This is a genomic window from Lysobacter sp. KACC 24251, from assembly GCF_057747755.1.
Genome location: NZ_CM173222.1, coordinates 2,461,684 through 2,487,741, shown reverse-complemented (window position 1 = coordinate 2,487,741; position 26,058 = coordinate 2,461,684). Strand labels below are relative to the sequence as shown.

30 protein-coding genes are annotated in these 26,058 nt (G+C 68.6%); 9 read left to right on the top strand and 21 right to left on the bottom strand.

Features of this window, described 5'->3' with window-relative positions; translation table 11 throughout:
- Nucleotides 1-3: 3 nt before the first annotated feature.
- On the bottom strand, nucleotides 4-834 hold the full coding sequence (proC, locus tag AC3ARF_RS11600; protein ID WP_498928079.1) for a pyrroline-5-carboxylate reductase: 831 nt from the start codon (nucleotides 832-834) through the stop codon (nucleotides 4-6).
- A 105-nt stretch (nucleotides 835-939) separates the two neighbouring features.
- Nucleotides 940-1,638 (bottom strand): YggS family pyridoxal phosphate-dependent enzyme, encoded by a 699-nt coding sequence (locus tag AC3ARF_RS11595; protein WP_498928077.1) that lies wholly within the window; start codon nucleotides 1,636-1,638, stop codon nucleotides 940-942.
- Nucleotides 1,639-1,746: 108 nt separating this feature from the next.
- Here AC3ARF_RS11595 and AC3ARF_RS11590 point away from each other — a divergent pair, with 108 nt between their 5' ends.
- Together AC3ARF_RS11590 and AC3ARF_RS11585 are read left to right on the top strand one after the other, a co-directional pair.
- Nucleotides 1,747-2,784 carry a type IV pilus twitching motility protein PilT gene (locus tag AC3ARF_RS11590; protein WP_498928075.1) on the top strand — a complete coding sequence of 346 codons (1,038 nt, stop codon included), beginning with the start codon at nucleotides 1,747-1,749 and terminating at the stop codon, nucleotides 2,782-2,784.
- A 71-nt stretch (nucleotides 2,785-2,855) separates the two neighbouring features.
- Nucleotides 2,856-3,986, top strand: coding sequence for a PilT/PilU family type 4a pilus ATPase (locus AC3ARF_RS11585; RefSeq protein WP_498928073.1), 1,131 nt, complete (start codon nucleotides 2,856-2,858; stop codon nucleotides 3,984-3,986).
- A gap of 70 nt (nucleotides 3,987-4,056) precedes the next feature.
- On the opposite strand, the gene AC3ARF_RS11580 is transcribed toward AC3ARF_RS11585, so the two are convergent.
- Nucleotides 4,057-4,611, bottom strand: a complete 555-nt coding sequence (locus AC3ARF_RS11580; protein ID WP_498928070.1) for a DNA-3-methyladenine glycosylase I — start codon at nucleotides 4,609-4,611, stop codon at nucleotides 4,057-4,059.
- Nucleotides 4,612-4,661: 50 nt separating this feature from the next.
- On the opposite strand from AC3ARF_RS11580, the gene AC3ARF_RS11575 reads away from it, so the two are divergent.
- From AC3ARF_RS11575 to AC3ARF_RS11565, 3 genes are read left to right on the top strand one after another with little or no spacing between them, the layout of a single operon-like run.
- Complete coding sequence (locus AC3ARF_RS11575) at nucleotides 4,662-5,228, top strand: YqgE/AlgH family protein (RefSeq protein WP_498928068.1); 567 nt, start codon at nucleotides 4,662-4,664, stop codon at nucleotides 5,226-5,228.
- The gene (gene ruvX, locus AC3ARF_RS11570; RefSeq protein WP_498928066.1) at nucleotides 5,225-5,704 is read left to right on the top strand and encodes a Holliday junction resolvase RuvX; all 480 of its coding nucleotides are present in this window, start codon (nucleotides 5,225-5,227) and stop codon (nucleotides 5,702-5,704) included. The genes AC3ARF_RS11575 and ruvX overlap by 4 nt, the downstream gene beginning before the upstream one ends.
- A complete protein-coding gene (locus AC3ARF_RS11565; RefSeq protein ID WP_498928064.1) occupies nucleotides 5,701-6,651 on the top strand; it encodes an aspartate carbamoyltransferase catalytic subunit in 951 nt (316 codons plus the stop codon). The genes ruvX and AC3ARF_RS11565 overlap by 4 nt, the downstream gene beginning before the upstream one ends.
- A 96-nt stretch (nucleotides 6,652-6,747) precedes the next feature.
- Here AC3ARF_RS11565 and mgtE read toward each other — a convergent pair whose 3' ends face one another.
- The 14 genes from mgtE to AC3ARF_RS11495 all read right to left on the bottom strand — a co-directional run bounded on the left by mgtE (nucleotide 6,748) and on the right by AC3ARF_RS11495 (nucleotide 18,555).
- A complete protein-coding gene (mgtE, locus tag AC3ARF_RS11560) occupies nucleotides 6,748-8,109 on the bottom strand; it encodes a magnesium transporter (RefSeq protein ID WP_498928062.1) in 1,362 nt (453 codons plus the stop codon).
- Between the two features lie 170 nt (nucleotides 8,110-8,279).
- Nucleotides 8,280-10,001, bottom strand: a complete 1,722-nt coding sequence (gene ptsP, locus AC3ARF_RS11555) for a phosphoenolpyruvate--protein phosphotransferase (RefSeq protein ID WP_498928060.1) — start codon at nucleotides 9,999-10,001, stop codon at nucleotides 8,280-8,282.
- A gap of 13 nt (nucleotides 10,002-10,014) precedes the next feature.
- Nucleotides 10,015-10,284, bottom strand: coding sequence for an HPr family phosphocarrier protein (locus tag AC3ARF_RS11550; RefSeq protein WP_498928058.1), 270 nt, complete (start codon nucleotides 10,282-10,284; stop codon nucleotides 10,015-10,017).
- Between the two features lie 10 nt (nucleotides 10,285-10,294).
- A complete protein-coding gene (locus AC3ARF_RS11545) occupies nucleotides 10,295-10,687 on the bottom strand; it encodes a PTS sugar transporter subunit IIA (protein ID WP_498928056.1) in 393 nt (130 codons plus the stop codon).
- 91 nt (nucleotides 10,688-10,778) lie between these two features.
- Nucleotides 10,779-11,657, bottom strand: coding sequence for an RNase adapter RapZ (gene rapZ / locus AC3ARF_RS11540; protein WP_498928054.1), 879 nt, complete (start codon nucleotides 11,655-11,657; stop codon nucleotides 10,779-10,781).
- On the bottom strand, nucleotides 11,654-12,604 hold the full coding sequence (gene hprK / locus AC3ARF_RS11535; protein WP_498928052.1) for an HPr(Ser) kinase/phosphatase: 951 nt from the start codon (nucleotides 12,602-12,604) through the stop codon (nucleotides 11,654-11,656). The genes rapZ and hprK overlap by 4 nt, the downstream gene beginning before the upstream one ends.
- Nucleotides 12,605-12,623: 19 nt before the next feature.
- Complete coding sequence (locus tag AC3ARF_RS11530; protein WP_498928051.1) at nucleotides 12,624-13,091, bottom strand: PTS sugar transporter subunit IIA; 468 nt, start codon at nucleotides 13,089-13,091, stop codon at nucleotides 12,624-12,626.
- Between the two features lie 3 nt (nucleotides 13,092-13,094).
- Complete coding sequence (hpf, locus tag AC3ARF_RS11525) at nucleotides 13,095-13,424, bottom strand: ribosome hibernation-promoting factor, HPF/YfiA family (RefSeq protein ID WP_498928050.1); 330 nt, start codon at nucleotides 13,422-13,424, stop codon at nucleotides 13,095-13,097.
- Nucleotides 13,425-13,661: 237 nt separating this feature from the next.
- Nucleotides 13,662-15,083 (bottom strand): RNA polymerase factor sigma-54, encoded by a 1,422-nt coding sequence (locus tag AC3ARF_RS11520; RefSeq protein WP_498928049.1) that lies wholly within the window; start codon nucleotides 15,081-15,083, stop codon nucleotides 13,662-13,664.
- A 51-nt stretch (nucleotides 15,084-15,134) separates the two neighbouring features.
- Entirely contained in the window at nucleotides 15,135-15,854 is a 720-nt protein-coding gene (lptB, locus tag AC3ARF_RS11515; RefSeq protein ID WP_498928047.1) for an LPS export ABC transporter ATP-binding protein, read from the bottom strand.
- Nucleotides 15,854-16,387 (bottom strand): lipopolysaccharide transport periplasmic protein LptA, encoded by a 534-nt coding sequence (gene lptA, locus AC3ARF_RS11510; RefSeq protein ID WP_498928045.1) that lies wholly within the window; start codon nucleotides 16,385-16,387, stop codon nucleotides 15,854-15,856. The genes lptB and lptA overlap by 1 nt, the downstream gene beginning before the upstream one ends.
- Nucleotides 16,368-16,937: an LPS export ABC transporter periplasmic protein LptC gene (gene lptC, locus AC3ARF_RS11505; protein WP_498928043.1), complete on the bottom strand. Its 570-nt coding sequence runs from the start codon at nucleotides 16,935-16,937 to the stop codon at nucleotides 16,368-16,370. The genes lptA and lptC overlap by 20 nt, the downstream gene beginning before the upstream one ends.
- Nucleotides 16,934-17,515 carry a KdsC family phosphatase gene (locus tag AC3ARF_RS11500; RefSeq protein ID WP_498928041.1) on the bottom strand — a complete coding sequence of 194 codons (582 nt, stop codon included), beginning with the start codon at nucleotides 17,513-17,515 and terminating at the stop codon, nucleotides 16,934-16,936. The genes lptC and AC3ARF_RS11500 overlap by 4 nt, the downstream gene beginning before the upstream one ends.
- A gap of 26 nt (nucleotides 17,516-17,541) precedes the next feature.
- Entirely contained in the window at nucleotides 17,542-18,555 is a 1,014-nt protein-coding gene (locus AC3ARF_RS11495; protein WP_498928038.1) for a KpsF/GutQ family sugar-phosphate isomerase, read from the bottom strand.
- A gap of 165 nt (nucleotides 18,556-18,720) precedes the next feature.
- Between AC3ARF_RS11495 and AC3ARF_RS11490 the strand changes: the two genes are divergently transcribed.
- The gene (locus AC3ARF_RS11490) at nucleotides 18,721-18,960 is read left to right on the top strand and encodes a BolA family protein (protein ID WP_498928036.1); all 240 of its coding nucleotides are present in this window, start codon (nucleotides 18,721-18,723) and stop codon (nucleotides 18,958-18,960) included.
- A gap of 111 nt (nucleotides 18,961-19,071) precedes the next feature.
- Nucleotides 19,072-20,349, top strand: coding sequence for a UDP-N-acetylglucosamine 1-carboxyvinyltransferase (gene murA, locus AC3ARF_RS11485; RefSeq protein WP_498928034.1), 1,278 nt, complete (start codon nucleotides 19,072-19,074; stop codon nucleotides 20,347-20,349).
- A 134-nt stretch (nucleotides 20,350-20,483) separates the two neighbouring features.
- Here murA and AC3ARF_RS11480 read toward each other — a convergent pair whose 3' ends face one another.
- Genes AC3ARF_RS11480 through purM form a run of 4 tightly spaced genes read right to left on the bottom strand, consistent with a single transcriptional unit; the run spans nucleotide 20,484 to nucleotide 23,659 of the window.
- On the bottom strand, nucleotides 20,484-21,170 hold the full coding sequence (locus AC3ARF_RS11480) for a DUF3108 domain-containing protein (protein ID WP_498931855.1): 687 nt from the start codon (nucleotides 21,168-21,170) through the stop codon (nucleotides 20,484-20,486).
- A gap of 5 nt (nucleotides 21,171-21,175) precedes the next feature.
- Nucleotides 21,176-21,949 carry a DUF3108 domain-containing protein gene (locus AC3ARF_RS11475; protein WP_498928032.1) on the bottom strand — a complete coding sequence of 258 codons (774 nt, stop codon included), beginning with the start codon at nucleotides 21,947-21,949 and terminating at the stop codon, nucleotides 21,176-21,178.
- Nucleotides 21,946-22,602, bottom strand: a complete 657-nt coding sequence (purN, locus tag AC3ARF_RS11470; protein ID WP_498928031.1) for a phosphoribosylglycinamide formyltransferase — start codon at nucleotides 22,600-22,602, stop codon at nucleotides 21,946-21,948. Before purN ends, AC3ARF_RS11475 begins: the two co-directional genes overlap by 4 nt.
- A 4-nt stretch (nucleotides 22,603-22,606) precedes the next feature.
- The gene (purM, locus tag AC3ARF_RS11465) at nucleotides 22,607-23,659 is read right to left on the bottom strand and encodes a phosphoribosylformylglycinamidine cyclo-ligase (protein ID WP_498928029.1); all 1,053 of its coding nucleotides are present in this window, start codon (nucleotides 23,657-23,659) and stop codon (nucleotides 22,607-22,609) included.
- A 154-nt stretch (nucleotides 23,660-23,813) separates the two neighbouring features.
- On the opposite strand from purM, the gene AC3ARF_RS11460 reads away from it, so the two are divergent.
- Together AC3ARF_RS11460 and AC3ARF_RS11455 are read left to right on the top strand one after the other, a co-directional pair.
- Nucleotides 23,814-24,884 carry a DUF2066 domain-containing protein gene (locus AC3ARF_RS11460; protein WP_498928027.1) on the top strand — a complete coding sequence of 357 codons (1,071 nt, stop codon included), beginning with the start codon at nucleotides 23,814-23,816 and terminating at the stop codon, nucleotides 24,882-24,884.
- 12 nt (nucleotides 24,885-24,896) lie between these two features.
- A complete protein-coding gene (locus AC3ARF_RS11455) occupies nucleotides 24,897-26,039 on the top strand; it encodes an AI-2E family transporter (protein ID WP_498931853.1) in 1,143 nt (380 codons plus the stop codon).
- Nucleotides 26,040-26,058: the final 19 nt, after the last annotated feature.

Below are 26,058 nucleotides of genomic sequence, written 5' to 3'. Positions count from 1 at the left end.
GACTCAGTCATTGGCGGCGGACAGCTCGCGACCGCGTGCGGTGGCGGCGGCAATGGCCTTGGCCACCAGCCCGCGGAAGCCTCCCGCCTCGAAAGTTTCGATCGCCGCCTGTGTCGTGCCGCCCGGCGAGGTGACGCGGGCGCGCAGCACGTCGGCGGGTTCCTCGCGTTCAGTCAACATGCGCGCCGCGCCCAGCAAGGTCTGCGCTGCCAGCACGCGCGCCGCAGCCGGGTCCAGGCCCTGCGCTTCGCCGGCCTGCTGCATGGCCTCGGCCAGCAGGAACACATAGGCCGGGCCGCTGCCGGACACCGCGGTCACCGCGTCCATCAGGTTCTCGTCGTCGATCCACACGGTGGCGCCCACCGCGCCAAGCAGCGCCGCGGCGCGGGCGCGGCCGGCGTTGTCGGTCGCGGCGTTGGCAAACAGGCCCGTCACCCCCGCGCCGAGCAGCGCCGGCGTGTTGGGCATGGCGCGCACCACCGCCAGCCCACCACCCAGCCAGCGGTCCAACTGCCCGGCGGTGATGCCGGCGGCGATGGATATCACCAGCGGCCGCGTGGCCTGGGCCTGCGCCATCAGCCCTTCGCAGACGCCCCGCATCACCTGCGGCTTTACCGCCAGCACCCAGGCGTCCGCGCCCTGCACCGCATCGGCCGCATGGTCGAAGGTGTGCACGCCGAAATCCTGCTGCAGCGCGTGGCGCAGCGCATCCACCGGCTCGGCGACGCGGATGGTGGCCGGGTCGGTGCCGCGGGCCACCAGCCCGCCAATCAGGCTGCGGGCCATGTTGCCGCCACCGATGAAGGCAAGGTTGGAAGGGTCTGGTTGGTTCATGGGGCTTCCTGCGCTCTGCAACGGGTGACGGGATGGCAACGCGCGGCCGGCATGGCGTGCGCGGCCGGGACGCCGAGTATGCGCGGGGTCCGCGCGGGCAGCGCCTTATCCGGCGGCGGGGCGGCGACCGAACAGCGCCGTGCCCACGCGCACCATGGTCGCACCTTCGGCGACCGCCACGGCATGGTCCTCGCTCATGCCCATCGACAAAGTGTCCACGTCAGGGTGGGCCTGCTGCAGGCCGTCGTACAGCCGTCGCACCTGGGCAAAGGCCGCGCGACGCTGTTCCATGTCCGGCCATGGCGTGGGGATGGCCATCAGCCCGCGCAGCCGTAGCCGAGGCTCCCCGGCGATGGCATCCGCGAGCGCCGCCACCTCGTCCGGTCGGCATCCATGCTTGCTGGCCTCGTCATCGATATTGACCTGCACCAGCACGTTCAGCGGCGGACGTTCAGCGCTGCGGTGGCGGGCCAGCGCGCTCACCAGCTTGCTCCGGTCCACCGTCTGCACCCAGTCGAACAGGTCCGCGGCCTCCTTGGCCTTGTTCGACTGCAGGTGGCCGATGAGGTGCCATTCCAGCCCCAGCGGCCCCAGTTCAGCGATCTTGGCGGCGGCCTCCTGCACGTAGTTTTCGCCGAAGGCACGCTGCCCCGCCGCGGCCAGCGCGGCCACCCGCGCGGCCGGTTGGGTCTTGCTGACCGCCAGCAGCCGCGGCGTTGGCCGCTTGGCTGAACGGGCTGCGTTATCCAGTTGCCGGAGCACGCCGTGAAGGGCGCGCCCAAGCTCGTCGGTGGTCTCGTCCATGGGATGGATTGGCGACACAGGTACAGGTCTATACTGCTTCGCAAGGGGTAGTATCGTTCCAACTTGCCGGTCGCGCGACCGGTTCCGACGCAGTGCGGGGGAGCACTCATGGATATCGCCGAACTGTTGGCGTTCTCGGTCAAGAACAAGGCTTCTGACCTTCACCTGTCGGCCGGCTTGCCGCCGATGATCCGCGTCGACGGCGACGTCCGCCGCATCAACATCCCGGCGCTGGAGCACAAGCAGGTGCACGCGCTGGTGTACGACATCATGTCGGACAAGCAGCGCCGCGACTACGAGGAATTCCTCGAGGTCGACTTCTCGTTCGAGATCCCGGGACTGGCGCGTTTCCGCGTCAACGCCTTCAACCAGAACCGTGGCGCCGGTGCGGTGTTCCGTACCATTCCGTCCGAGGTGCTGACCCTGGAGGATCTGAATTGCCCGAAGATCTTCAAGGACCTGATCGACCAGCCGCAGGGCCTGATTCTGGTCACTGGCCCGACGGGTTCGGGCAAGTCGACCACGCTGGCGGCGATGATCGACCACATCAACAAGAACGAGTATGGCCACATCCTCTCGGTCGAAGACCCGATCGAGTTCGTGCATACCTCGCAGAAGTGCCTGATCAACCAGCGCGAAGTGCACCGCGACACGCACGGCTTCAACGAGGCGTTGCGCAGCGCGCTGCGTGAGGACCCGGACTACATCCTGGTCGGCGAAATGCGCGACATCGAAACCATCCGCCTGGCACTGACCGCCGCGGAGACCGGCCACCTGGTGTTCGCGACGCTGCACACCTCGTCGGCGGCCAAGACCATCGACCGCATCATCGACGTGTTCCCCGCGGGCGAGAAGCCGATGGTGCGCTCGATGCTGTCGGAGTCGCTGCGCGCGGTGATCAGCCAGGCGCTGCTGAAGAAGGTGGGCGGTGGCCGTACTGCGGCGTGGGAAATCATGGTGGGCACCCCGGCCATCCGCAACCTGATCCGCGAAGACAAGGTCGCGCAGATGTACTCGGCCATCCAGACGGGCCAGGCCGCGGGCATGATGACCCTGGACCAGCACCTGCAGGACCTGGTCAAGCGTGGCCTGATCCTGCGCCCGCAGGCGCGCGAGTACGCAAAGGACAAGCGGCTGTTCGAGTGACGGCGCGCACCGCCACGATTCATTGATCCATAGGCCGCGCCGCCCCGGGGCGCGCGGCAAGGGAGTACCGGATGAGCACCATCGATTTCACTTCGTTCCTCAAGCTTATGGCCCACCAGAAGGCCTCGGACCTGTTCATCACCGCGGGCATGCCGCCGTCGATGAAGGTGCACGGCAAGCTCTCGCCGATCACCCAGACCGCCCTGACCCCGCAGCAGAGCCGCGACCTGGTGCTGAACGTGATGACGCCGCAGCAGCGCGAGGAGTTCGAGAAGACGCACGAATGCAACTTCGCCATCGGCGTGTCTGGCGTCGGCCGCTTCCGCGTGTCGTGCTTCTACCAGCGCAACCAGGTCGGCATGGTCCTGCGCCGCATCGAGACCAAGATCCCGACGGTGGAAGAGCTGAACCTGCCGCCGATCATCAAGACGCTGGCGATGACCAAGCGCGGCATCATCATCTTCGTGGGCGCGACCGGCACGGGTAAGTCGACCTCGCTGGCGGCGATGATCGGCTACCGCAACATGAATTCGACCGGCCACATCATCACGATCGAGGACCCGATTGAGTTCGTGCACAAGCACGAGGGCTGCATCATCACCCAGCGCGAGGTCGGCATCGACACCGACAGCTGGGAGGCGGCGCTGAAGAACACCCTGCGCCAAGCGCCCGACGTGATCATGATCGGCGAGGTGCGTACCCGCGAGGGCATGGACCACGCCATCGCCTTCGCCGAAACCGGCCACCTGGTGCTGTGCACCTTGCACGCCAACAACGCCAACCAGGCGATGGACCGCATCATCAACTTCTTCCCGGAAGACCGCCGCCAGCAGTTGCTGATGGACCTCTCGCTGAACCTCAAGGGCGTGGTGGCGCAGCAGTTGATCCCGACCCCGGACGGCAAGGGCCGCCGCGTGGCGATGGAAATCCTGCTGGGCACGCCGCTGGTGCAGGACTACATCCGCGACGGCGAGATCCACAAGCTGAAGGAAGTGATGAAGGAATCCGTCCAGTTGGGCATGAAGACCTTCGACCAGGCGCTGTTCGAGCTGTACCAGGCCGGCGAGATCACCTACGAGGACGCATTGCGCTACGCCGACAGCCAGAACGAGGTGCGCCTGCGCATCAAGCTGGCCCAGGGGGGCGACGCCAAGACCCTGTCGTCCGGGTTGGACGGGGTGGATCTGGCCGAGGTGCGCTGACGCCGGCTCAGGCCGCTAAGGCGCCCCCCAGTACGCCTCCCCCGCCCGGGGACCCCGACATGCGGGCCGCTCAGCCGACCCGCATCCAAGGCGGCCCCACGGCGGCGATTCGCGCGAATGTCGGGCAGTCCGCGCGGTGCGTGCCGGGCAGGTAACCCAGGCTCATCAGGAACTCGCCGGTGATCTCCCCGCCGGTGAAACGGAAGGTGCGCTTGAACAGCTTGACCCAGCCCGCCTTGTCGCGGGCGGCGGAGCCGTCGAGCAGATGCGCATCCAGCCAGTCGGCGAAGCCGCCGTGGGAGTCGCGCAGGCCCTGCGCGACCCGGGCGTTGTGGATGGCCGCGTCCACCTTCAGCCGGTTGCGGATGATGCCGGGGTCGGCCAGCAGGCGCTCGCGGTCCCCGGGCCCGTAGGCGGCCACGGCATCCACGTCGAAGCCGTCGTAGGCGCGACGGAAGCCGTCGCGCTTCTTCAGGATGGTTTCCCAGCTGAGGCCGGCCTGGTTGATCTCCAGGACCAGGCGCTCGAACAGCACGGCCTCGTCGCGGCGGGGAAAGCCGTATTCGCTGTCGTGGTAGGGGCCGTGAATGGGGTGGCCGGGGGCAAAGTCGCAGTAGCTGGACATGGCGGCGTTCGGAATGTCGCCCCGAGTATGGCACGGGCTAGAATGGGCACATGTCGCTCATGCCCACGCCCCTGACCAACCAGCTGCTGATCGCGTTGCCGGCGCTGGCCGACGGCAACTTCGCACGCAGCGTCACGCTGGTGTGCCAGCACGATGACGACGGCGCGATGGGCATCATGGTCAACAAGCCCTCTGAGTACACGCTCGGCGACGTGCTCGGCCAGATGGGGCTGGAAGCGCATGACCCCACGATGGCCGCGCAGATCGTGCTGGCGGGTGGCCCGGTGCACCCCGAACGGGGCTTCGTGCTGCACGACGGCGGCATGCGCTGGGATTCGTCGCTGCAGGTCAGCGACACGTTGTTCCTCACCACCTCGCGCGACATCCTGGAAGCAATGGCCAGGGGCGAGGGCCCCGCGCACGCCATTGTTGCGCTCGGCTGCGCCGGTTGGGGGCAGGGCCAGCTCGAACACGAACTTACCGAGAATGACTGGCTGACCGCGCCGGTGGACGCCGAGTTGTTGTTCGGGCTGCCACTGGAGGCGCGCTGGCAGGCGGCGGCAGGCCGCATCGGCGTCGACTTCGCCCACCTGGCTGACTACGCCGGACACGCATGAGCGGCCCCACCATCCGCCGCGATGGCACGGTGCTGGGCTTCGACGTGGGTGCCCGCCGCATCGGTGTGGCCGTGGGGAGCGCCTTCGGCCACGGCGCGCGCGCGCTGGCCGTGGTCGACGTGCATGCCAATGGCCCCGACTGGCCGGCCATCGACCGTCTACTGAAGGAGTGGCGCCCCGACGGCATCGTGGTCGGCGACCCCATGACCCTTGAAGGCGGCGACCAGCCCATTCGAATCCGTGCCCACGCCTTCGCCCGCGAGATCCACGGCCGCTGCAAGCTGCCAGTGGTGCTGGTCGACGAACGCTCCACTTCCATCGAGGCCGCGCAGCGCTTCGCAAGCGACCGCGCAGAAGGCCGCAAACGCCGGCGGGATGCCGAGGCGCTGGATGCCGTGGCCGCGGCCGTCATCATCGAACGCTGGCTCGCCTCTCCCGACGACGCCACCCCGCTTTCCGACCTGCCTCCTGCATGACCTCCCAGACCGATGCCTCCGGCGCGCTGCGCCACCTGCTCACCCTTGATGGCATGCCGCGCGCGCAGTTGGTCGTGCTGCTCGACCGCGCGCAGCATTTCGCCGAGGGCCATGACGCGCGGGGCGCGCTGGCCGGCACCGCGGTGTGCACCCTGTTCTTCGAGCCATCCACCCGCACGCGGATGAGCTTCACCCTCGCGGCGCAGCGGTTGGGCGCCGACGTGCTCAGCTTCGACGCCTCGTCCTCGTCCACCAGCAAGGGCGAGACCGCGCGCGACACACTGAAGAACCTGGAGGCGATGGGCGTGCGCGGCTTCATCGTGCGCCACAAGCACGACGGGGCCGTCGCCGAACTGGCCGAAGCGGCCAATGCCGGCACTGCGTTGCTCAATGCGGGCGACGGGCGCAGCAACCATCCGACCCAGGGCCTGCTCGACATGCTGACCCTGCGCCAGGCCAAGGGCGCGGACTTCTCGCAGTTGAAGGTCGCCATTGTTGGCGACGTGAAGCATTCGCGCGTGGCGCGCTCGGACCTGCATGCACTGCGCACGCTGGGTGCTGGCGAAGGCAGGTCAATCGACATCCGCGTGTGCGCCCCCGCGTCGCTGCTGCCCGACGACGGCACGCTGGCCGGCTGCACCGTCACCCATGACCTCGACGCGGCACTGGAAGGCGTGGACGTGGCGATGATGCTGCGCCTGCAGCGCGAGCGCATGGAAGAGGGGTTGGTCGATTCGCTGGACGACTACCACCGCGACTACGGCCTGACCGCGACGCGCCTGCGCCGTGCCGCGCCCGATGCCGTGGTGATGCATCCCGGCCCGATGAACCGGGGCGTGGAAATCACCGATGAGGTAGCGGATGGCCCGCGGTCGTTGATCCTGACGCAGGTGCGCAACGGGGTCGCAGCGCGCATGGCCGTGCTCGAGGCATTGCTGGGACGCTGAGGCGCGGTCACCGAGCGCTCAATCTGTCATGCGCCTGACAGGCGCGGTCATCAAGAGTTCGTCAGATCGCACGCCTTGGGGCGTGCCTGCACGGCCTCAGCGCACCAGTAGCAGCGTCGCCAGCCCCAGGAAGGTAAAGAACCCCATCACGTCGGTGACCGTGGTGAGGAAGATGCTGCTCGCCAGCGCCGGGTCGTAGCCGGCGCGCTTCAGCGTGACCGGCACCATCACTCCGGCCAGCGCGGCCAACAGCAGGTTGGCGGTCAACGCGGTGAATATCACCAGCGACAGGCCGAGGTCCTGGAACCACGCCAGCACGATCAGCGCCAGCACCAGCCCCAGCACCAGGCCGTTGAGCAGGGCGACCCGCGCCTCCTTCCACAGCAGGGTGCGGATGTTGGACGCACCCACTTGGCCCAGCGCCAGGCCGCGCACCATCAGCGCGAGCACCTGGGTGCCCGCGTTGCCACCCATGCCGGCGACGATCGGCATCAGCACCGCCAGCGCCACCAGCTCGTCGATGGTGCCCTTGAAGCTGTCGACCACCTTGGCGGCGAGGAACGCCGTGCCGAGGTTGATGCTCAGCCACATCAATCGGCGGCGCCACGCGCGCGGCACGGGCGAGAACAGGTCCTCGTCCTCGTCCAGGCCGGCGGCGCCCAGCGCCTGGTGCTCGGCCTGCTCGCGGATGATGTCGACCACGTCGTCGATGGTGATGCGGCCGAGCAGGATGTTGTTGTCGTCCACCACCGGGGCGCTGATCCAGTCGTGGTCGGAGAACTGGCGCGCCACTTCAGTGGCGGTCTCGCCCACGTCGATGGCGGGCTGCTCGTCGTCGACCAGCTTGTTGATCGGCGTGCCGGGCTCGTGGGTCAGCAGCGCGATCACCGCGATGCGGCCCAGGTACTGGTGGCGTCGGCTGACCACGTAGAGGTGGTCGGTGTGGTCGGGCAGCTCGCCGCGCAGGCGCAGGTAACGCAGCACCACGTCCACGGTGGTGTCGGTGCGCACCGTCACCACGTCGGGGTTCATCAGGCGGCCGGCAGTGTCCTCCGGGTACGACAGCACCTGCTCCAGCCGGTCGCGGTTCTCGCGGTCCATCGACTTAAGCACTTCGTCGATGACCGTATCCGGCAGGTCCTCGACCAGGTCGGCGAGATCGTCGATGTCGAGGTCTTCGACCGCCGCGACCAGCTCGTCCGGGTCCATGTCGGCGATGAGGTTCTCGCGGACGTCTTCGCCCACGTGCAGCAGCACCTCGCCGTCGTCCTCGGGATCGACCAGGCCCCACACCACCGTGCGCTTGCCCGGCGGCAGCGACTCGAGCAGGTTGCCGATCTCCGCGGGGGACAGGGTGTTGACCAGCCGCTTGACCGGGCCCAGCCGGCCGCTGTCGATCGCGTCCGAAAGCAGACGCAACTGGCGTGCGGTCTTGTCGTGGCGGATGGCTTCGGCCATGCGGCGCTCCGTGGGCGGTCTCGGGGAAGCGGCCGGGGCCGTTTCCTGCGGGGAGCCGCAACCATCGCCTCGTGCGGGCGACGACGGATGCGACCGGGCGTCATGCGTTCATGCGCACATTATCGCCCCTGATCGCGATGCTGCACACCCCGCGTGCGAACGGCAGCGCGTTACTGGGCGCAGGCGCGGGCCACCCAGTCCTCGATGTCGCTGCGATCGCGCGCGCGCATCAGTGCGGGGACACGCTTCTTCAGCGTGGCGAGGTCGCACTCGCGGATGCGCCGGCGTACTTCCAGCAGGGTGCCGGGGTGCAGGCTGAACTCGCTCAGGCCCAACGCCAGCAACAGCGGGGTGAAGGCCGGGTCGCCGGCCATCTCGCCGCACACGGCCACGGACTTGCCCCGGGCATGGGCGAGGCGGATCACGTCGCGCACCAGGCGGATCACCGCCGGATGTAGCGGCGTGTACAGCTCGGCCAGCGCCTCGTTGTTGCGGTCGGCCGCCAGCAGGTACTGCACAAGGTCGTTGGTACCGATGGACAGGAAGTCGAGTTTGCCGATGTAGCCCGGCAGCGCGAGCGCAGCGGCAGGTACTTCGATCATCGCGCCCAGCGGCACGTAATCGGCGATCTCGTAGCCCTGGGTGCGCAGGTCGCGGCCGATCAGCTTGATGCGCGTGCGCACCGTCGCGATCTCCTCGCGCGAGGTCACCATTGGCACCAGGATGCGGATCGGTCCGTAGCCCGAGGCGCGCAGCGCAGCACGCAACTGGGTGTCGAGCAGGCCGCTGCGCGCCATCGACAGGCGCACGCCGCGCAGGCCGAGGGCGGGATTGGGTTCGTCGCGCAGCGCCAGCCCGGTGCGGTCGGCCTTGTCCGCGCCCAGGTCCAGGGTGCGGATGGTCACCGGCCGGCCGCTCATGCCCAGCACCACGTCGCGGTACGCGCGGAACTGCTCTTCCTCGTCCGGCAGTTCGTGGCGTTGCAGGAACAGGAACTCGGTGCGGTACAACCCGATGCCACTGGCGCCCAGCGCGTGCGCCTCGGCCACGTCCTCGCGCGATTCGGCGTTGGCCAGGAGCTGGATGTGATGGCCGTCGCTGGTGCGCGTGGGTTCGCGACGCAGTCGGTGCAGTTCCTTGCGCTCGCGGATGTACTCGCGCTCGCGGGTGCGGTGGTCGCGCAGGTCCTCCGGACCGGGCTCCAGCACCACCAGGCCGCTGCCGCCGTCGACGATCAGCGCGTCGCCGTCGTTGATCTTCTGCAACGCCTGCGCCGCCCCCACCACCAGTGGCAGGTGCAGGCTGCGCGCGAGGATGGCGCTGTGAGAAAGCATGCTGCCGCCGGCGGTGACGATGGCCACCACGCCTTGCGCCTGCAGTTGCGCCAGTTCGGCCGGCGCCACGGTATCGGTGATCAGGATCTCGCCGGCCACCCCCGCGGTTTCGGCGCCGTGCCGGTGCAGCGCCGCGTGGATGCGGCCGATCACCTGGTCGATGTCGTCCACGCGGCTGCGGAAGTAATCGTCGTTCATCGCTTCGAACACCGAGGCGATGCGGTCGCGCTGCAGGCGCAGCGCGTAATCGGCGGTGTAGCGGCCGGTGCGGATCAGCGCGTCGAGGCCCTGCAGCAGTTCGGGGTCGTCGAGCAGCAGGGTATGCAGGTCGAGGAATTCGCCCACCTCATGGGCGAGCGCGCCGTGCAGCCGATCCCGCAGTGCGTGCATCTCGGTGCGCACGAGGTCGATGGCTTCGTGCAGGCGCGCGAGTTCGCCTTCCACCTGGTCGGCGCTGATGTGTTCCTCGGCAACGTCCAGCGCATGTGGCAGGCGGACCCGGGCGCGTCCCAGCGCGCTGCCGCGCGACGCCCCCAGTCCATTGAATACCTGCCTCATCCCCCGGCTCCGCTCAGCTGTCTTCGTCGAAGCGGCGTTCGAACAGCAGGGCAACCGCGTCGCAGGCGTTGCCTTCGTCCTCGCCGTCCACGCGCAGCTTGACCTGCGTGCCCTGGCCCGCGGCGAGCAGCATCACGCCCATGATGCTCTTGGCGTTGACCTCGCGGCCCTTGGCAGTGAGCGTCACGTTGCTCTTGTAGGCCGACAGCAGTTGCACCAGCTTGGCGGTGGCGCGTGCATGCAGGCCCAGGCGGTTGCTGACGGTCAGTTCGCGTTCGATCATGTGGGGGGCCTCACGCGTCGTCCAAAATCACGCCATTGCGGGCGCCGGCGGATGCGACCGCGGGCAGCTCGTCCAGCTCCAGCTCAGCGTAGTTCATTACCCGCAGCAGCATCGGCAGGCTTACCGCCGACACGCGCCGCACCGGCGTGCCGAGGCGCGCGACCTTGGCCGCCAGGTTGCTGGGCGTGGCGCCGTACAGGTCGGTGAGCACCAGCACACCGGCGCCGCCGTCCACGCGCCGCAGCGCCGCGCTGGCCTGCGGCAGCAACTCGTCCGGGTCGCCGCCGATGGGAACTTCGAAGGACTCGGTGCGCAGCGGCAGCGAGCGCAGCAGTCCGGTGGCCACCGCGACGAGCGCGCTGCCAATGCCGGGGTGGGTGATGAGCAGGATTCCAACGGCCATGGGGGAAACTTAACAGAGCAGGGACACCACCCGGTAGCGGGCAGCATGGATCCGGGACGTGTTCGTCCCGGCCGGCGTGACGCGGTTTGGGCTAATCGAGTTCGCGGTGGTGCACGGCCACTTCGTCCCAGCCCCGAGCGCGTGCATGGCTGGCCATGCGTTCGGCAAGATAGACCGAGCGGTGGCGGCCGCCGGTGCAGCCGAAGGCCACGGTGACGTAGCTCCGCGTGGTGTCGGCGTTCATCCGCGGCAGCCAGTTGTCGAGGAACTGGCTGACCTGGCCGAAGAACGTCTCGACATCGGCTTGCCGGTCCAGGTAGTCACGCACTCCGGCGTCACGGCCGGACAGCGGTCGGAGCACGGCATCCCAGTGCGGATTGGGCAGCGCGCGCGCGTCGAACACGAAGTCGGCGTCGGCCGGGACGCCGTGGCGGTAGGCAAAGGACTCGAACAGCAGCGACAGCTTCTTGTCGTCGCCCATCTCGAATTCGGTGATCACCAGGCGGCGCAACTGGTGCACGTTGAGGTCGCTGGTGTCGATCACGGTATCGGCGATCTGGCGCAACGGACGCAGCAGTTCGCGCTCGTGCGCGATGGCTTCGACCAGGGGCAGGCCCAGATGGCTCAGCGGGTGGCGGCGGCGGGTGTCGGCATAGCGCCGCAAAAGCACCTCTTCACGGCATTCGAAGAACAGCAGGCGCGGGTCCAGCCCCAGTTCCCCCACGGCCGAGAGCCAGCCCGAGACCTTGGCCAGCTCTCCGCCACGATTTCGCACGTCGATGCCCACCGCCAGCTTGGGCGGGGCGTCGTCGCCGCTGCTGACGCTGCGCACGAACTGCGGCAGCATCTCGATGGGCAGGTTGTCGACGCAGTAGTAACCCAGGTCCTCGAAGGTGCGCAGCGCCACCGACTTGCCCGAGCCTGACAGGCCGCTGACGATCGCCAGCGTGGGCGCGGCGATCGCGTTCATGCCTCGCCCCGCTCGAGGAAGTTGCTGTGCCGCGCAATGAACGCCGCGGCCGGATCCAGTCCCTTCATGCGCAGGCTGTGCAGGCGCGTGGCGGCTTCGGTCAGTACCGCCAGGTTGCGGCCGGGCATCACCGGCAGCGTGGTCATCGGCACGTCCAGGTCGAGGATGCGGCGCGTGCTGTTGTCACCGGTCAGGCGCTCCAGCCCGCTGGGCAGGGGGTCGGTCATCGGCTTGGTCAGGTGGACGATGAGCCGAAGATACTTGTTCTTCTTGACTGCCGTGTCACCGAACATCTGGCGGATGTTGAGCACGCCCAGGCCGCGCACTTCCAGCAGATCCTGCAGCATGTCGGGACAGGTGCCGTCGAGCACGTCCGGGGCGATCTGGGTGAACTCGGGCGCATCGTCGGCGACCAGCCGGTGGCCGCGGGTGATCAGTTCCAGCGCCAGTTCACTCTTGCCCGAGCCGGATTCGCCGGTGATCAGCACGCCGATGGAGTAGATCTCCATGAACACGCCATGCATGGTGATGCGTGGCGCCAGGGCGCGCGCGAGGTGGTACTGCAACAGGTTGAGCAGCTCGTGGCCACGACGCGGCGAACACCACAACGGCGTTTCCGACTCCTCGGCGGCCAGTCGCAGATCCTCGGGGCAGGCCTGGCTCTTGCTCACCACCAGCGCCAGCGGCCGGTAGTGGATGATCTTCTCGATGGTTTCCCAGCGTTGGCGCGGATCAAGCCCGTCCAGCCACGCGAGCTCCTCGGTGCCGAGGATCTGGACCTTATTGGGATAGATGGCGTTGAGGTAGCCCGCCAGCGAAGGGCGCCGGGCCACGGTATCGCCGGCTTCCAGCATGCGGCCGCCGCCGGACTGGCCGGCGATCCAGCGCAGGTCAAGGCGCTCGCGCTGCTGGTCGAAGAGTTCGTTGGCGCTGATGCGGGTCGTCATCAGCCCATCTTAATGGGACTCAGTCGCCGGTGGGCTGCCCGGTCACCAGCAATCGATACAGCTCGGCCGACGTGCGAGCCCCCCGCAGCGCTGCCCGGAATGCGGGATCGGAGAAGCGTTCGGCCACCTCCGCCAAGCGATGCAGGTGTTCCTGCGCGAAGTGTTCGGGAACCGCCATCGCCACCACCAGGTCGACGGGTTGGCCATCCAGCGCGCCGAAATCCACGGCCGGGGTCAACTGCAGGAAAGCGCAGCGTGTGTCTTCGAGGTCGGCGATGCGGCCGTGCGGCAGTGCCACGCCGTGGCCGATGGCGGTGCTCGCAAGGGCTTCCCGCGCCTGCAGGCTGTCGCGGATGAGGGTAACGTCTTCCTCCGGGGCCGCCGCACCGGCAAGCAGCCGGGCGGCGGCGTCGATCACCGCATCGCGACTACCGGCCGAAGCCAGCTGTGCGACGCGGTCACCGTCGAGCATGTCATGCAGGGGCATCCGTCAGCCGAAGTCGGCACTGCGGGCGATGCCCTCGGCGCGGCGGTGGGTGTCGACCTGTTTTTCCTTGTGCTTCATCAACAGGCGGTCGAGCTTGTCGGCAAGCAGGTCGATGGCGGCGTACATGTCCACGCCCGTTGCATCGGCATGCAGCACCTTGCCGGCGATGGTGATGTTGGCCTCGGCCCGGTGTTCGACCTTGTCGACATTGAGCAGCACGCGCACATCGAGTGGTTGTTCGAAATGGCGCGGCAGCCGTTCCAGCTTTGATTCCACGTAGTCCCGCAGGGGCTGTGTGACTTCGATCTGCTGGCCGTGGACGTCGATACGCATCGGAAACCTCCTTCACGTTGGAACGGTGGTGACAGCATCTCATGTCTGGGATGCGTTGGTGCCAGTTTCAAGCTTTCGTAAAGCCGCGCCTTGATAACAGTCAATCGGTGCGAGTGCTCGCCGTTGCAGAGGTGGTCGTCGCGCGTGGCGGGTTAGCCCGTTACGACCATGCCGCAGTGTTATCAGCGCGTTATGAGTGCTTGTCGGTTGCGCCGGCGATGGTCGACGGTACCGCGGTCAGCAGACCCGGACCCGATCCTGCGAGGAGGGGATGTTCATTGCCTCGCGGTACTTGGCGATCGTGCGTCGTGCGACGGGCATGCCGCCGGCCTTGAGCGACTCCGCCAGGCGCGCATCCGACAGCGGTTTGCGCGGATTCTCCGCTTCAATGAGCTGGCGGATCCTGGCCTGGATGGCGGTGCTGGAGGCCTCGCCGCCCGCGCCGGTCTCGATGCCCGACGCAAAGAAGGCGCGCAGCGGGACCGTGCCGCGGGGCGTACGTGCGTACTTGCGTGAGATCGCGCGCGACACCGTCGACTCATGCAGGCCGACATCCTGTGCCACTTCACGCAGGGTCAGGGGACGCAGCGCGCTGTCGCCGAACTCGAGGAAGGCGGCCTGCTGCCGGATCAGGCAGCGGGTGACCTTGAGCAGTGTGTCACCACGCGCCTCCAGGCTCTTGAGCAGCCAGCGCGCCTCCTGCAGCCGGCCCCGCAGGTAGCTGGCGTCGGCGGTGCTGGCGTGGCGGATCATGGATTCGTAACCGCGGTGGATGCCCAGGCCCGGTCGCGTCGCGGAGGCCAGGGCGGTGCGCCAGACGCCGTGCTGGCGCCAGATCACGACGTCAGGGCTGACGTAGGTGTCGTTGCCGATGCCCCCGATCTGCGCGCCAGGCCGGGGGTCCAGGGATCGCAGCAGCTGGACCGCCACGTCGACCTCGGCCGCATCCAGCTTGAGTTCGGCGGCCAGGCCCGCGATCCCGATTCGGGGGAGGCGCTCCAGCGGGCCGTTGGCCAGTTGGCCGGCGAGCGTCTTGCCCGCGGTGGTGTCGGGCAGGGTATCCAACTGCAGGCGCAGGCATTCGCCAAGGTTGCTGGCGCCGACACCCACGGGGTCGAATCGCTGGATCTGGTGCAGCACCGTGGTCACTTCGGCGGCGCTGGCTTCGATCTCGGGGCGCAGCGACTCGGCGAAGGCGTGCAGGTCTTCCCGCAGGTAGCCGTCGTCATCGATCGCATCGATCAATGCGACGCCAATGCTGCGGTCGCGCGGGGAAAGGTGGCTCAGGTGCAACTGCCAAAGCAGATGGTCGCGGAGGCTCTCGTCGCCGGCCACCTGTTCGGCGGCCGGCGTGTCGTCATCCAGATCGGAAGGGCCGACGCGCTCGTACCAGGTTTCGCCCTCGGGAATGCCCCAGTCATCGTCCTCGCGCACGGGCGCCTGTTCGGCCGGACCCGCCTCGGTGGGCGAGGGGCCTTCACCTGCGTCGGGGGCGGGCGCGTGCTCCTCGGTCCAGTCCAGCAGCGGGTTGCTCTCCACCGCCGCGGCCAGTTCGGCCTCAAGCTCCGCCGTGGACAGCTGCAACAGGTGGATGGCCTGCCGCAACTGCGGCGTCATCACCAGGTGCTGTCCGAGGGAGGCTTGGAGGCGAGGCTTCATGATCAACCACAAACATACCGCGGCAAGGGCCGACGGGTGTTGGCGATTCGATCACAGGCGGAAGGTTTCGCCCAGATACACGCGACGCACGTCGGGATTGGCCAGCAGCGCGTCCGGAGCCCCCTGCGCGAGCACGCCACCATCGCTGAGGATATACGCCCGGTCGCAGATGCCCAAGGTCTCGCGCACGTTGTGGTCGGTGATGAGCACGCCGATGCCGCGGTTCTTGAGGTGTGTGACGATGCGCTGGATCTCGCCGACGGAGATCGGGTCCACGCCCGCGAAGGGCTCGTCGAGCAGGATCAGGCGCGGTTTTCCGGCCAGTGCGCGCGCGATTTCCACTCGGCGACGCTCGCCGCCGGAGAGGCTGGCGCCCAGTTGCTCGGCCACGTGGCCGATCTGCAGCTCGTCCAGCAGGTTGGCGAGTTCCCGTTCGCGGCCGGCCCTGTCCAGGTCCTCGCGCAGTTCCAGCACCAGCATGATGTTGTCGGCCACCGACAGCTTGCGGAACACCGAGGGCTCCTGCGGCAGGTAGCCCACGCCGAACTTGGCGCGCGCGTACATCGGCTCATGGGTGATGTCGCGGCCGTCGAGCTTGATCTCGCCGGCATCCGCCGGCACCAGGCCGACGATCATGTAGAAGCAGGTGGTCTTGCCAGCGCCATTGGGGCCCAGCAGGCCCACGACCTCCCCGGCGTCGAGGGTCAGGCCGAAGTCCTTGACGACTTCGCGGGAGCGGTAGGCCTTGCGCAATCCGTTGGCGACCAGCATCAGGTGCCGCTCCCGCTGGCGCGTGCGCCCTTGGGCAGGATGCGCATCTTGACGCGGCCGGCACCCTGGCCGCCGCCGGTGACCTGCTGGGTGCGCATGTTGTAGACCACGCGTTCCCCGCCCAGCGAGCCCCGCGGCTGGCGGATGTCGACCTTGCCGGTGAACACCACCACTTCGGTCTTCAGGTCGTAGTCGACCTTGTTCGCGGTGGCGGTCATCGGCGTGCCATCGTCCATCTGCTGCTTCAGCGTGACCGGCGCGCCGGTGAGCACCACGCGCGTGGGGTCTCCGCCGTTCTGGGTGATCACCGCGGTGCTCGCGCTGATGTTCAGGCTGCCCTGGGTGATGGTGACCCCGCCGGTCAGCGTGGTCGGCTTGCTGTCGTCCAGGCTGTAGTCGCCGTGGCCAGCGTCGATATCCATCGGCTGGTTGCGGTCGGACGAGCGCGCCGAGGCCGCCTGCGGCAGGGCAAGCGCGGCAGCCAGCAGGAGTGCCGGCACGGTGGCCAGCGAACTAGCGGGCAGTCCTTTCATATCGGGCCTTGACGTCGGATTGGAGGACGATGCGCTTGGCATCTAATTGGGCGTCGAGCCCACGGCCGTTCAGTATAAATCCGGGCTGGGTCATCGCGACGTTGACAGCGGACGTGGCCCGCTTGGTGTTGGGGAAGACGTTCAGCTCTTCGGTCGCGATCCTGACCGGCCGGCCCTGCTGGTCCTGGCTGTCGGCCCGGACCTGTCCCCGGAGGCGGATTTCGTCGCCCTTGGGTGCGACCCAGGCGGTCGCCGAGCGCACTTCCCACGGCGTGCCGGTTTGCCCCGGTTGTGGCGGGATCACGAACACCGGGGTCTGCAGGTCCATCGACTTGGCGGTCGGATCGCGGGTCAGCCGCGGCGCGCGCAGGGTGAAGGATTCACGGCCCTCGTTGTCCAATGCGACGAGTTCCAGATCGTTGAGCACGTAGTCGGGCCGGAACTGCGCCTTGGGGCTGGCCGATTCCGGGTCACTCTGGCGCCAGAGCATCCAGCCGCTGGCAATCGCCGCGACCAGCAGGATCCACGTGGTGGCGGTCCGCCAGGTCATGCATTGCCCTCGACGCGAATGCCATCGACACGGACCACGTCGGCCAGCAGCCCTTCGGCCTTGCCCTGCGCGGCCAGCACCAGGTCGCAGAACTCGCGTACGGCGCCGTTGCCCGCAGCAGCGGTGGTGCGCCAGTGCGCGCGCTCGCGCACCCACGGGTGGGCGCTGCCTGGAGCCACCGAAAAGCCCACCTGCTGCATCACCCGCAGGTCCGGCAGGTCGTCGCCCATGAAGGCGACTTCGTCCATGCCGATGCCGAGGCGGCCGGCGATGTCGCGCACGCAGGCCAGTTTGTCGGCCACGGCGGTATGCACTTCGACGATGCCCAGTTCGCGTGCGCGCTGCTCAGCAATGGTGCTGGCGCGCGCGGTTACGAAGGCCACCCCGATGCCGGCCTTGCGCAGCAACACCAGACCCTGGCCGTCGTGCACGTGGAAGGCCTTGAGTTCGCGGCCCTCGCTGTCGAAGAACAGGCGCCCGTCGGTGAGGGTGCCATCGACGTCGAAGCAGGCCAGTCGCACGCGGGTGGCGTGTTCACGCACCGGGGCGGGGTAGTCGTTGAGGTGAGAATAGGGCATGGCGTCGAGAGTCCGGCGTCGCGGGATCAGACCACCCGGGCGCGCAACAGGTCGTGAATGTTGAGGGCGCCCACCACGCGCTGTTCAGCGTCCACCACCAGCAGGCCGCTGATCTTGTGGGCTTCCATCAGCTGCGCGGCTTCCACCGCCAGCGCGCCGGCGTCGATGGTCTTCGGCGCCTTCGTCATCACCCGGGCGATGGGGGTGGTGCGCAGGTCGACGTCGGCGTCGTCCAGGCTGCGGCGCAGGTCGCCGTCGGTATACAGGCCGAGCAGGCGTCGGTCCGTGTCGACCACCGCGGTCATGCCCAGGCGCTTGCGGCTCATCTCCACCAGCGCCTCGCTGACGGTGGCATCCGGGCCCACCGCGGGGACATCGTCGCCCCCGTGCATGACGTCGGTGATGTGCAGCAGCAGGCGCCGGCCCAGCGCACCAGCGGGGTGCGAGCGGGCGAAGTCGTCAGCGGTGAAACCGCGCGCCTCCAACAGGGCCACGGCCAGCGCATCGCCCATGGCCAGCGAGGCGGTGGTGCTGGAGGTCGGAGCCAGTGCGAGCGGGCAGGCTTCGGCGGGCACGCTGACGTCGAGGTGCACGTCGGATTCGCGTGCCATGGACGACTGGGGGCGGCCGGTCATGCTGATCAGCTTGTTGCCCTGGCGCTTGAGCACCGGCAGCAGCAGGAGGATCTCGTCGCTTTCGCCGGAGTAAGACAGGGCCAGCACCACGTCGGCATCGATGATCATGCCCAGGTCGCCGTGCGCGGCCTCGCCCGGGTGCACATAGAACGCCGGGGTGCCGGTGGAGGCCAGGGTGGCGGCGATCTTGCGGGCGATGTGTCCGGACTTGCCCATGCCGGTGCAGACCACGCGGCCGCGGGTCTCCAGCATCAGCTGGCACGCGGCGGAGAACTCACCATCCAGGCGGTCGGCGACGGCGGCGAGGGCGTCGATCTCCACCGCGAAGGCGCGGCGGCCGCTTGCGGCCAAGGGGCTGGTGTCAGTGGTGGGGCGGGGGGGTCGGGACGAGGGCACGGTTGCCATTTCGGAGTGGGGGCCTTTCCGCTAGGCTAATCGGTCCATTCTATGCGGTCTGGCCCGGAAACGCCCGGCGCCGGGCGGACGGCGACGCAGCGCGAGCGCGAGCGGTCGTTCCCGTGCCGCAGCGGGATGCCCCCCGACCGCGACGACCACCAAGGTGCCTGCCCCATGAATCCCGAGACCATCCGTGCCCTGATCGAACAAGGCCTGCCCGGCTCACGTGCCGATGTACGCGGCGACGACGGCGTGCACTTCGAGGCGACGGTGGTGGCCGAGGCTTTCCGTGGCAAGCTGCCGCTGGCGCGCCATCGCATGGTCTACGCGACCCTCGGCGAGCGCATGGGGGGCGAGATCCACGCCCTGGCGCTCAAGACGATGACACCGGACGAGGCTGGCGCCTCGGCCTGACCCGCGCCATGCCGGCTGGGAGGTTGGCGCGGTGGTTCCGTGCGACCCCCGGGGACCCCGGCGGCAAACCACTGGTAATCCTGCCCCTCCGTTCCGCGAGCCGAGAAATCCATGCAGAAGATTGTTGTCGAGGGCGGACGCCCGCTGAACGGTGAGGTGCAGATCTCCGGCGCCAAGAACGCCGTGCTGCCCATCCTGTGCGCCACCCTGCTGGCCGACGAGCCGGTGGAGATCAGCAACGTGCCGCACCTGCACGACGTGGTCACCACCGCCAAGCTGCTGGCCGGGTTGGGCGCCACGATCACCATCGACCAGGGCACCATCGGCACGGGCAGCGAGAGCGGCATCGTGGTCGACCCGCGCACGGTCAACAGCCACGTTGCGCCCTACGAGCTGGTGAAGACCATGCGCGCCTCGGTGCTGGTGCTGGGCCCGCTGCTGGCCAAGTACGGCGAGGCGGAAGTGTCGCTGCCTGGGGGCTGCGCGATCGGCTCGCGGCCGGTGGACCTGCACATCAAGGGCTTGCAGGCGTTGGGCGCCGAGATCGTGGTGGAGCACGGTTTCATCAAGGCCAAGGCCGGCCGGTTGAAGGGCGCGCGCCACGTGTTCGAGATCGTCAGCGTGGGCGCGACCGAAAACGTGCTGATGGCCGCCACCCTGGCCGAAGGCACCACCATCCTCGAGAACGCGGCGATGGAGCCGGAGATCGTCGACCTCGCGGAATGCCTGCGCGCGATGGGCGCGCAGATCGAGGGCGAGGGCACGCCGCGTATCGTCATCCATGGCGTGGAGCGCCTGCATGGCGGCAAGCATGCGGTGGTGGCGGACCGTATCGAAACCGGGACCTTCCTGGTGGCCGCGGCGATGACCGGCGGCCGCATAACCGTGCGCAAGGCGCGGCCGAACACCATGGATGCCGTGCTGGACAAGCTGCGCGAAGCCGGCGCGGAGATCACCTGCGAAGGCGATCGCATCACCCTGGACATGGACGGCAAGCGGCCCAAGGCGGTGAACATCACCACCGCGCCGCATCCGGCATTCCCGACCGACATGCAGGCGCAGTTCATGGCCATGAACTGCGTGGCGGAAGGCGTGGGCGTGATCAAGGAGACGATCTTCGAGAACCGCTTCATGCACGTGAACGAGCTGGTGCGCCTGGGCGCCGACATCCATGTGGATGGGCACACCGCGGTGGTGCGCGGCGTGGCGAAGCTGAGTGGGGCGCCGGTCATGGCCACCGACCTGCGGGCGTCCGCGTCGCTGATCCTGGCCGGGCTGGTGGCCGAGGGCGAGACCACCATCGACCGCATCTACCACCTCGACCGCGGCTACGAGAACATCGAGGAGAAGCTGTCCGGGGTGGGAGCCAAGATCCGCCGGATCGGGTGATTCCCAGCGCCCGGAATCGCAGCGAACAAAAAAGCCCCTGCATGGGGCTTTTTTGTGGGTAGAACCTGATCGCGGGGAGGGAGCGCTGCAGCCCGTGTCACTCGGCCGCGTTCCGGCACCCGCCCCGGCTCGGGCTATCGAACCGAATTGACCCGCAGGTCCATCGCGTCAGAACCCTTTTCGCGCTGCAGGATGCGCGCCGGGACCGGCATGCCTTCCACCACCCAGGCGATGGTCTGGCGCTCGCCATTGGTGTTGACCACCTTGGTGGCCTGCTGCGGCTTGCCGCCCACGGTGATCTGCTCCTTGCCGGCGACGGTGTACTTCATCACCTTGACCTTGCCGTTCTCCACCAGGCGGTAAACCAGCGGCTTGCCGGCCAATACGTCGCGCACCAGCGCAAGGTTGACCAGCAGCGCGTCCATGTCACCGGCCTGCAGCTTCACCGGGCCGGCGCGATCGGGCTTGACGTCGCCGGACCAGGTGGCGACGCCGCGCGACCAGTCATAGGCGGCGTTCTTGACCGAACTCTTCACCAGCACCTTGCTGCTGTCGGTCCCCGACAGCGGGCGCCACTGGCCCCCCACGTCCTGGAAGACGGTGGTCTGGCTGAGGTTGGCCAACTGGTTCTGGATGCTGAGGTTGTAGCGCCACTTGCCCTCGCCGGCCGCGGCCAGGCTCATGCGGCCGTTGGCCTGCATGCCCATGTAACTGGCCTGGTAGTCCGCGGTGAACGGCTCGAGCGCCAGCGCCGGGGCACTGCCTGACACCGCTGCGGCCACGAAGGCCACTCGGCACAGCTTCGACTTGAAAAGCTTCATCGCCATCATTGGATTCCTTTGTATTCCACCAGGCGCAGGTCGTAGGTGTCCTGCCCGTTTTCGCGCTGCAGGATGCGGATCGGCGTCGGGACGCCGTTGGCCACCCACAGCAGGGTCTCATCGCCGCTGGTGTCGCCGGTCCGGCTCACCCGCAGCGCATCGAACCGCATGTCGCCCGCGCCCACGCTTTCGACGTCGTTTGCGACCTGGTAGTGATGGTCGCGCACACGGCCATCGTCGACAAAGCGGTAGTGCAGGGCCTTGCCGGGGGCTGCGTCGCGGATCACCGCCAGATTGATCAACAACCCGCTCATGTCCCCCGGCTGCAACGCCACGGGACGGGAGCGGGACTCCTTCACGTCGCCCGACCAGCGGGCGGTGCGTGATTGCCAATCGTAGAGACCTGTCGTTCGCCGGCGCGTGAATGCGAGCTTGCGCACCGTGGCCTGAGTCAGCGGGCGGTAAGTCTGGCCGCTGGCGGAGGCGTCGAAGATGGTGCTCTGGTCGGCGTGCACGCCGGCGATCTTGAACAGGCCGCCGCCGCGCATCAGCAGGTCCACCCGCCAACGGTTCCCGGGTTGCCGCACCAGTTGCAGGGTGGCATCGCCCAATTCGCTGCTGCCCTTGTATACCTTGTACTGGGCGACGAAGGGCTCCAGCCCGGCCGCGACGGGCGCAGCGGCAGGGGCAACGGGGGGCGCCGGGACGGCGGTCTGCGCGATGGCGGCGAGCGGGACGATCAGGGCGGCGAGTGCGGTGATCAGTCGGGTCCGGGTCATGGCGGCGTGAGCTGGTTCTCGGTAGTGAGTTGCAGTGGCGCGGCAAGCGTAATGCCGTCGTATTGCACGCCCTGTGCGCCCAGACGGATGCGCCGCGACGCAAGTTCGCGCAGGGTCGCCAGCAGCAGCGGGTGTTCGCGCCCCAGCACCCGCCCCGCCAGGGTTTCCGCATCGTCGCCGGGCAGCACCGGGACGCGGGCCTGGGCAATAACCGGGCCGCCATCCAGTTCGGCGGAGACGAAGTGCACGCTGGCACCGTGCTCGGCCACACCCGCATCCAGCGCCTGCTGGTGGGTGTGCAGACCCTTGAAGGCGGGCAGCAGCGACGGGTGGATGTTGATCATCCGCCCGAGGCGCGGGTTGACGGCTTCGGCGCTCATGAGCCGCATGTATCCCGCACAGACGATGAGGTCGGGATGAACGGCGTCGACGAGGCTGAACATCGCTTCATCGAATGCCTCGCGGCTGGGGTAACCCTTGGCATTCAGCGAAGCGGCATGCACGCCCGCGGATCGGGCATGGTCCAGCGCCGTGGCCTTGGCGCGGTCGGAGAACACGCCCACGACCTCGGCATCCAGGTCGCCGCGCGCGATCGCATCGAGGATGGCGCGGAGGTTGCTGCCGCGGCCGGAGGCGAGAACCGCCAGGCGCATGTGGTCAGCCGATGCGCAGGCGTTCGCCGGGCCCGCCCGCTGTGACTTGACCGATCTGCCAGTGGGCAAGCCCGAGTCGGTCGAGGTCGGTGTTGATGGCCGCGACATCGCCCGGCGCCACCATCAGCACGAAGCCGATGCCGCAATTGAAGGTCCGCCACATTTCCTCGCGCGGCACGTTGCCTTCGCGCTGCAGCCATTCGAACACGGGCGGCAGCGGCCAGGCCGAGGTGTCGATCTCCAGGCCCAGCGGCTGCGGGACCACGCGGATGATCTTCTCCACCAGCGCGCCACCGGTGACGTGGGCCATGGCATGGATGTCGTGCCTGGCCAGTAGCTCCAGCACCGGCTTGACGTAGATGCGGGTGGGCTCCATCAGCGCGTCGGCCAGCTTGACGCCGCCCACGTCCAGGTCCAGCCCGCCGTTGTCCGCGGTTGCGCCGGCGCGCGCCAGGATCTTGCGGATCAGCGAGTAGCCATTGGAGTGCGGGCCGCTGGACGCAAGGCCGATCAGGACGTCGCCCTCGCGCACCTTGCTGCCGTCGATCAGCCGCGCCTTCTCGACGGCGCCCACGGTGAAGCCGGCCAGGTCGTACTCACCGGGCGGGTACATGTCGGGCATTTCCGCGGTTTCGCCGCCGATCAGCGCACAACCGGCGATCTCGCAGCCCTTGGCGATGCCGCCGACCACGTCGACCGTGGTGGCCACATCGAGTTTGCCCGTGGCGAAGTAGTCGAGGAAGAACAGCGGCTCGGCGCCCTGGACCAGCACGTCGTTGACGCACATCGCGACCAGGTCCTGGCCGATGGTGTCGTGGCGGTTCAGCTGCTTGGCCAGGATCAGCTTGGTGCCCACGCCGTCGGTGCCGGACACCATGACCGGCTCCTTGTACTTGCCGGACAGGTCGAACAGCCCGCCGAAACCGCCGATGCCGCCGCCGAGGACCTCGGGGCGGAGCGTGCGCTTGATCGCGGGCTTGATGCGTTCGACGACTTCGTTGCCCGCATCGATGTCGACGCCGGCGTCACGGTAGGTAAGCGGGGTGGGGCTCGTCACGGCGGACTCGGCGGTGGCGGTAGGGAGTCGCGCATTTTAGCAGTCCGCCGGTCCTGCCGTTTGCCTGGGTACGGGCCCCGCGACGCCCGTCAATGGACGGATCACCCGGCCTGGGGCACCATTTCCCGACGATTCCATCCACCTAGGGAAGGCGATGCTCCGGGCAATCCGACTGTTTTGGGCCGTCGCGCTGCTGTCGATGGCGTTCGGCGCCGCCGCGCAGCGCGTGGAAGGCGAGCGGGCGCGGGCGCAGGGTCCGTATGCCGCCGAGGTCAAGGTCAACGGCCAAGGCGCGCCGGAACGCAACAACGCCTTCGTGCGCGCGCTGGTGCAGGTGCTGACGCGCCTGTCGGGCGACAACGCCGTGGCATCGCGGCCCGGCATGCGCCAGGAACTGGCTCGCGCCAAGGACATGGTGGCCGGCTACGACTACCGGCAGGACGAAGGCGTGTCCGCGCGCGGCGCACCGACCTTCGGCACGGTGCTGGTGGTGCGTTTCGAGCAGGATGAAGTGGAAGAACTGGCGGCCCTCGTCGGCCTGCCGATCTGGCCGCTGCCGCGACCGAAGCCGGTGATGTGGCTGGCCATCGACGATGGCTCCGGCCCGCGCCTGGCCGGCCTGCCGCAGGCCAACGCAGTGCGTCCGGCGCTGGACCGGGCCAAGGACCGCGGTTTCGCGCTGGGTCTGCCGGCGGCGACCGCGGCCGAGCAGGCCGTGGTCGGCGCGATCTGGCGTGGTGATACCGCGGCCGTGGCCCGCGCCTCGGCGCGCTACAGCCCGCCGATGCAGCTGGTGGGCAAGCTCTACCGCGTCAAGGAAGGCTGGCAGGCCGACTGGATCTTCGTGGATGGCGGCAAGGTGCTGTCGCGTTGGACCGAAAAGCACGCGGACGCCCGTCGGGTGATAGCCACCGGTGCGGACGGCGCGGCCAATGCTCTGGTCCGCCGTTATGCCAAGCGCGGCACCGCCAAGGGCGTGGGTCCGGCGGGTACCTATCGGGTGACGTTCACCGGCATCACCAGCGCCGAGGCTTACATCCGTTTGGCTGGTTACCTGGAGAAGTTGTCCGGGGTTGGCCGGATCATGCCGGTGCGCGCGGTGCCGGGGAGTGTCGCCTTCGACCTTGAGCTCTCGACCGGCCTGCCCGGCTTCAAGCGTGCGGTCGCCCGGGACGACGTGCTGGTCGCCGAGGAAGGCGACGAACCCGTCTACCGGGTGCGCTGACCGATGCGCGACATGGAACCGGTCGAGGAAATCGCGCTGTTCCTCCGCCGCCTCAAGTGGGCGGCGGTGGGGGTGGCCGTGTGTTGGTTGCTGTGGCTGCTGGCACCCGTGCTGACCCCGTTTGTCCTGGCGGCAATGCTGGGCTGGCTGGGCGATCCGCTGGTGGACAAGTTGCAGGCCCGGGGCCGCTCGCGCGATTTCGCCGTCGGGCTGGTGTTCACGGGGATGACGCTGCTGGTGCTGCTGGCGCTGGTGCTGCTGGTGCCAACGATCGAGCGCCAGGTGCTGACGCTCTGGGAGTCGCTGCCGGCTTACCGCGACTGGCTGATGCTGACCGCGCTGCCGTGGCTGGAGGCGCGGACCAAGCTGGAGATCACCCAGTGGCTGGACCTGAGCCACCTGTTCGAGCTGGTCCGCAGCAACTGGGAGCGGGCGGGCGGCGTGGCGACCACGTTGCTGGGCTACGTGTCGCGTTCCGGCTTTGCGCTGCTGACACTGGTGGCCAACGTGGCGCTGCTGCCGGTGCTGACCTTCTTCTTCCTGCGCGACTGGGACGTGTTCGTTGAGCGCGCCGCCGCGCTGGTGCCGCGCGACCATCTGGGCACCGCGTCGCGGCTGGCACGCGAGAGCAGCGACACCCTCGGCGCGTTCCTGCGCGGCCAGTTCCTGGTGATGCTGATCCTGGGCGTGATGTACGGCCTTGGGCTTTGGGCGGTGGGGCTGGACCTGGGCATCCTGATCGGCATCGTCGCCGGCCTGTTCACCTTCATTCCGTACCTGGGCCCGGCCAGCGGCATCATCCTGGGCGTCATCGCCGCGCTGGTGCAGTACGGCGACTTCCCGCACGTGGCCGGCGTGCTGGTGGTGTTCGGCATCGGCCAGGTGATCGAGAGTTACTGGTTGACACCCAAGCTGGTGGGTGACCGTATCGGACTGCACCCGGTGGCGGTGATCTTCGCGGTGATGGCGGGCGGCCAGCTGTTCGGGTTCCTGGGCATGCTGCTGGCGCTGCCGCTGGCCGCGGTGATCAACGTGCTGCTGCGCTTCGCCCAGGAGCGCTACGTGGCCAGCCGGCTGTACGCCGGTGAGCAACCCACCATCGTGTTGGGCGCCCCCGCGCATCACGCCAAGCATCCGGAGCAGGGCGAGGGGTGAGCGTTTCCGGAGGAGGCGG

Excerpts from the sequence above, each read along its gene's own strand:
- proC (WP_498928079.1), bottom strand. The coding sequence starts at position 834 with ATGAACCAACCAGACCCTTCCAACCTTGCCTTCATCGGTGGCGGCAAC.
- AC3ARF_RS11595 (WP_498928077.1), bottom strand. The coding sequence starts at position 1,638 with ATGGACGAGACCACCGACGAGCTTGGGCGCGCCCTTCACGGCGTGCTC.
- AC3ARF_RS11590 (WP_498928075.1), top strand. The coding sequence starts at position 1,747 with ATGGATATCGCCGAACTGTTGGCGTTCTCGGTCAAGAACAAGGCTTCT.
- AC3ARF_RS11585 (WP_498928073.1), top strand. The coding sequence starts at position 2,856 with ATGAGCACCATCGATTTCACTTCGTTCCTCAAGCTTATGGCCCACCAG.
- AC3ARF_RS11580 (WP_498928070.1), bottom strand. The coding sequence starts at position 4,611 with ATGTCCAGCTACTGCGACTTTGCCCCCGGCCACCCCATTCACGGCCCC.
- AC3ARF_RS11575 (WP_498928068.1), top strand. The coding sequence starts at position 4,662 with ATGTCGCTCATGCCCACGCCCCTGACCAACCAGCTGCTGATCGCGTTG.
- ruvX (WP_498928066.1), top strand. The coding sequence starts at position 5,225 with ATGAGCGGCCCCACCATCCGCCGCGATGGCACGGTGCTGGGCTTCGAC.
- AC3ARF_RS11565 (WP_498928064.1), top strand. The coding sequence starts at position 5,701 with ATGACCTCCCAGACCGATGCCTCCGGCGCGCTGCGCCACCTGCTCACC.
- mgtE (WP_498928062.1), bottom strand. The coding sequence starts at position 8,109 with ATGGCCGAAGCCATCCGCCACGACAAGACCGCACGCCAGTTGCGTCTG.
- ptsP (WP_498928060.1), bottom strand. The coding sequence starts at position 10,001 with ATGAGGCAGGTATTCAATGGACTGGGGGCGTCGCGCGGCAGCGCGCTG.
- AC3ARF_RS11550 (WP_498928058.1), bottom strand. The coding sequence starts at position 10,284 with ATGATCGAACGCGAACTGACCGTCAGCAACCGCCTGGGCCTGCATGCA.
- AC3ARF_RS11545 (WP_498928056.1), bottom strand. The coding sequence starts at position 10,687 with ATGGCCGTTGGAATCCTGCTCATCACCCACCCCGGCATTGGCAGCGCG.
- rapZ (WP_498928054.1), bottom strand. The coding sequence starts at position 11,657 with ATGAACGCGATCGCCGCGCCCACGCTGGCGATCGTCAGCGGCCTGTCA.
- hprK (WP_498928052.1), bottom strand. The coding sequence starts at position 12,604 with ATGACGACCCGCATCAGCGCCAACGAACTCTTCGACCAGCAGCGCGAG.
- AC3ARF_RS11530 (WP_498928051.1), bottom strand. The coding sequence starts at position 13,091 with ATGCCCCTGCATGACATGCTCGACGGTGACCGCGTCGCACAGCTGGCT.
- hpf (WP_498928050.1), bottom strand. The coding sequence starts at position 13,424 with ATGCGTATCGACGTCCACGGCCAGCAGATCGAAGTCACACAGCCCCTG.
- AC3ARF_RS11520 (WP_498928049.1), bottom strand. The coding sequence starts at position 15,083 with ATGAAGCCTCGCCTCCAAGCCTCCCTCGGACAGCACCTGGTGATGACG.
- lptB (WP_498928047.1), bottom strand. The coding sequence starts at position 15,854 with ATGCTGGTCGCCAACGGATTGCGCAAGGCCTACCGCTCCCGCGAAGTC.
- lptA (WP_498928045.1), bottom strand. The coding sequence starts at position 16,387 with ATGAAAGGACTGCCCGCTAGTTCGCTGGCCACCGTGCCGGCACTCCTG.
- lptC (WP_498928043.1), bottom strand. The coding sequence starts at position 16,937 with ATGACCTGGCGGACCGCCACCACGTGGATCCTGCTGGTCGCGGCGATT.
- AC3ARF_RS11500 (WP_498928041.1), bottom strand. The coding sequence starts at position 17,515 with ATGCCCTATTCTCACCTCAACGACTACCCCGCCCCGGTGCGTGAACAC.
- AC3ARF_RS11495 (WP_498928038.1), bottom strand. The coding sequence starts at position 18,555 with ATGGCAACCGTGCCCTCGTCCCGACCCCCCCGCCCCACCACTGACACC.
- AC3ARF_RS11490 (WP_498928036.1), top strand. The coding sequence starts at position 18,721 with ATGAATCCCGAGACCATCCGTGCCCTGATCGAACAAGGCCTGCCCGGC.
- murA (WP_498928034.1), top strand. The coding sequence starts at position 19,072 with ATGCAGAAGATTGTTGTCGAGGGCGGACGCCCGCTGAACGGTGAGGTG.
- AC3ARF_RS11480 (WP_498931855.1), bottom strand. The coding sequence starts at position 21,170 with ATGAAGCTTTTCAAGTCGAAGCTGTGCCGAGTGGCCTTCGTGGCCGCA.
- AC3ARF_RS11475 (WP_498928032.1), bottom strand. The coding sequence starts at position 21,949 with ATGACCCGGACCCGACTGATCACCGCACTCGCCGCCCTGATCGTCCCG.
- purN (WP_498928031.1), bottom strand. The coding sequence starts at position 22,602 with ATGCGCCTGGCGGTTCTCGCCTCCGGCCGCGGCAGCAACCTCCGCGCC.
- AC3ARF_RS11460 (WP_498928027.1), top strand. The coding sequence starts at position 23,814 with ATGCTCCGGGCAATCCGACTGTTTTGGGCCGTCGCGCTGCTGTCGATG.
- AC3ARF_RS11455 (WP_498931853.1), top strand. The coding sequence starts at position 24,897 with ATGGAACCGGTCGAGGAAATCGCGCTGTTCCTCCGCCGCCTCAAGTGG.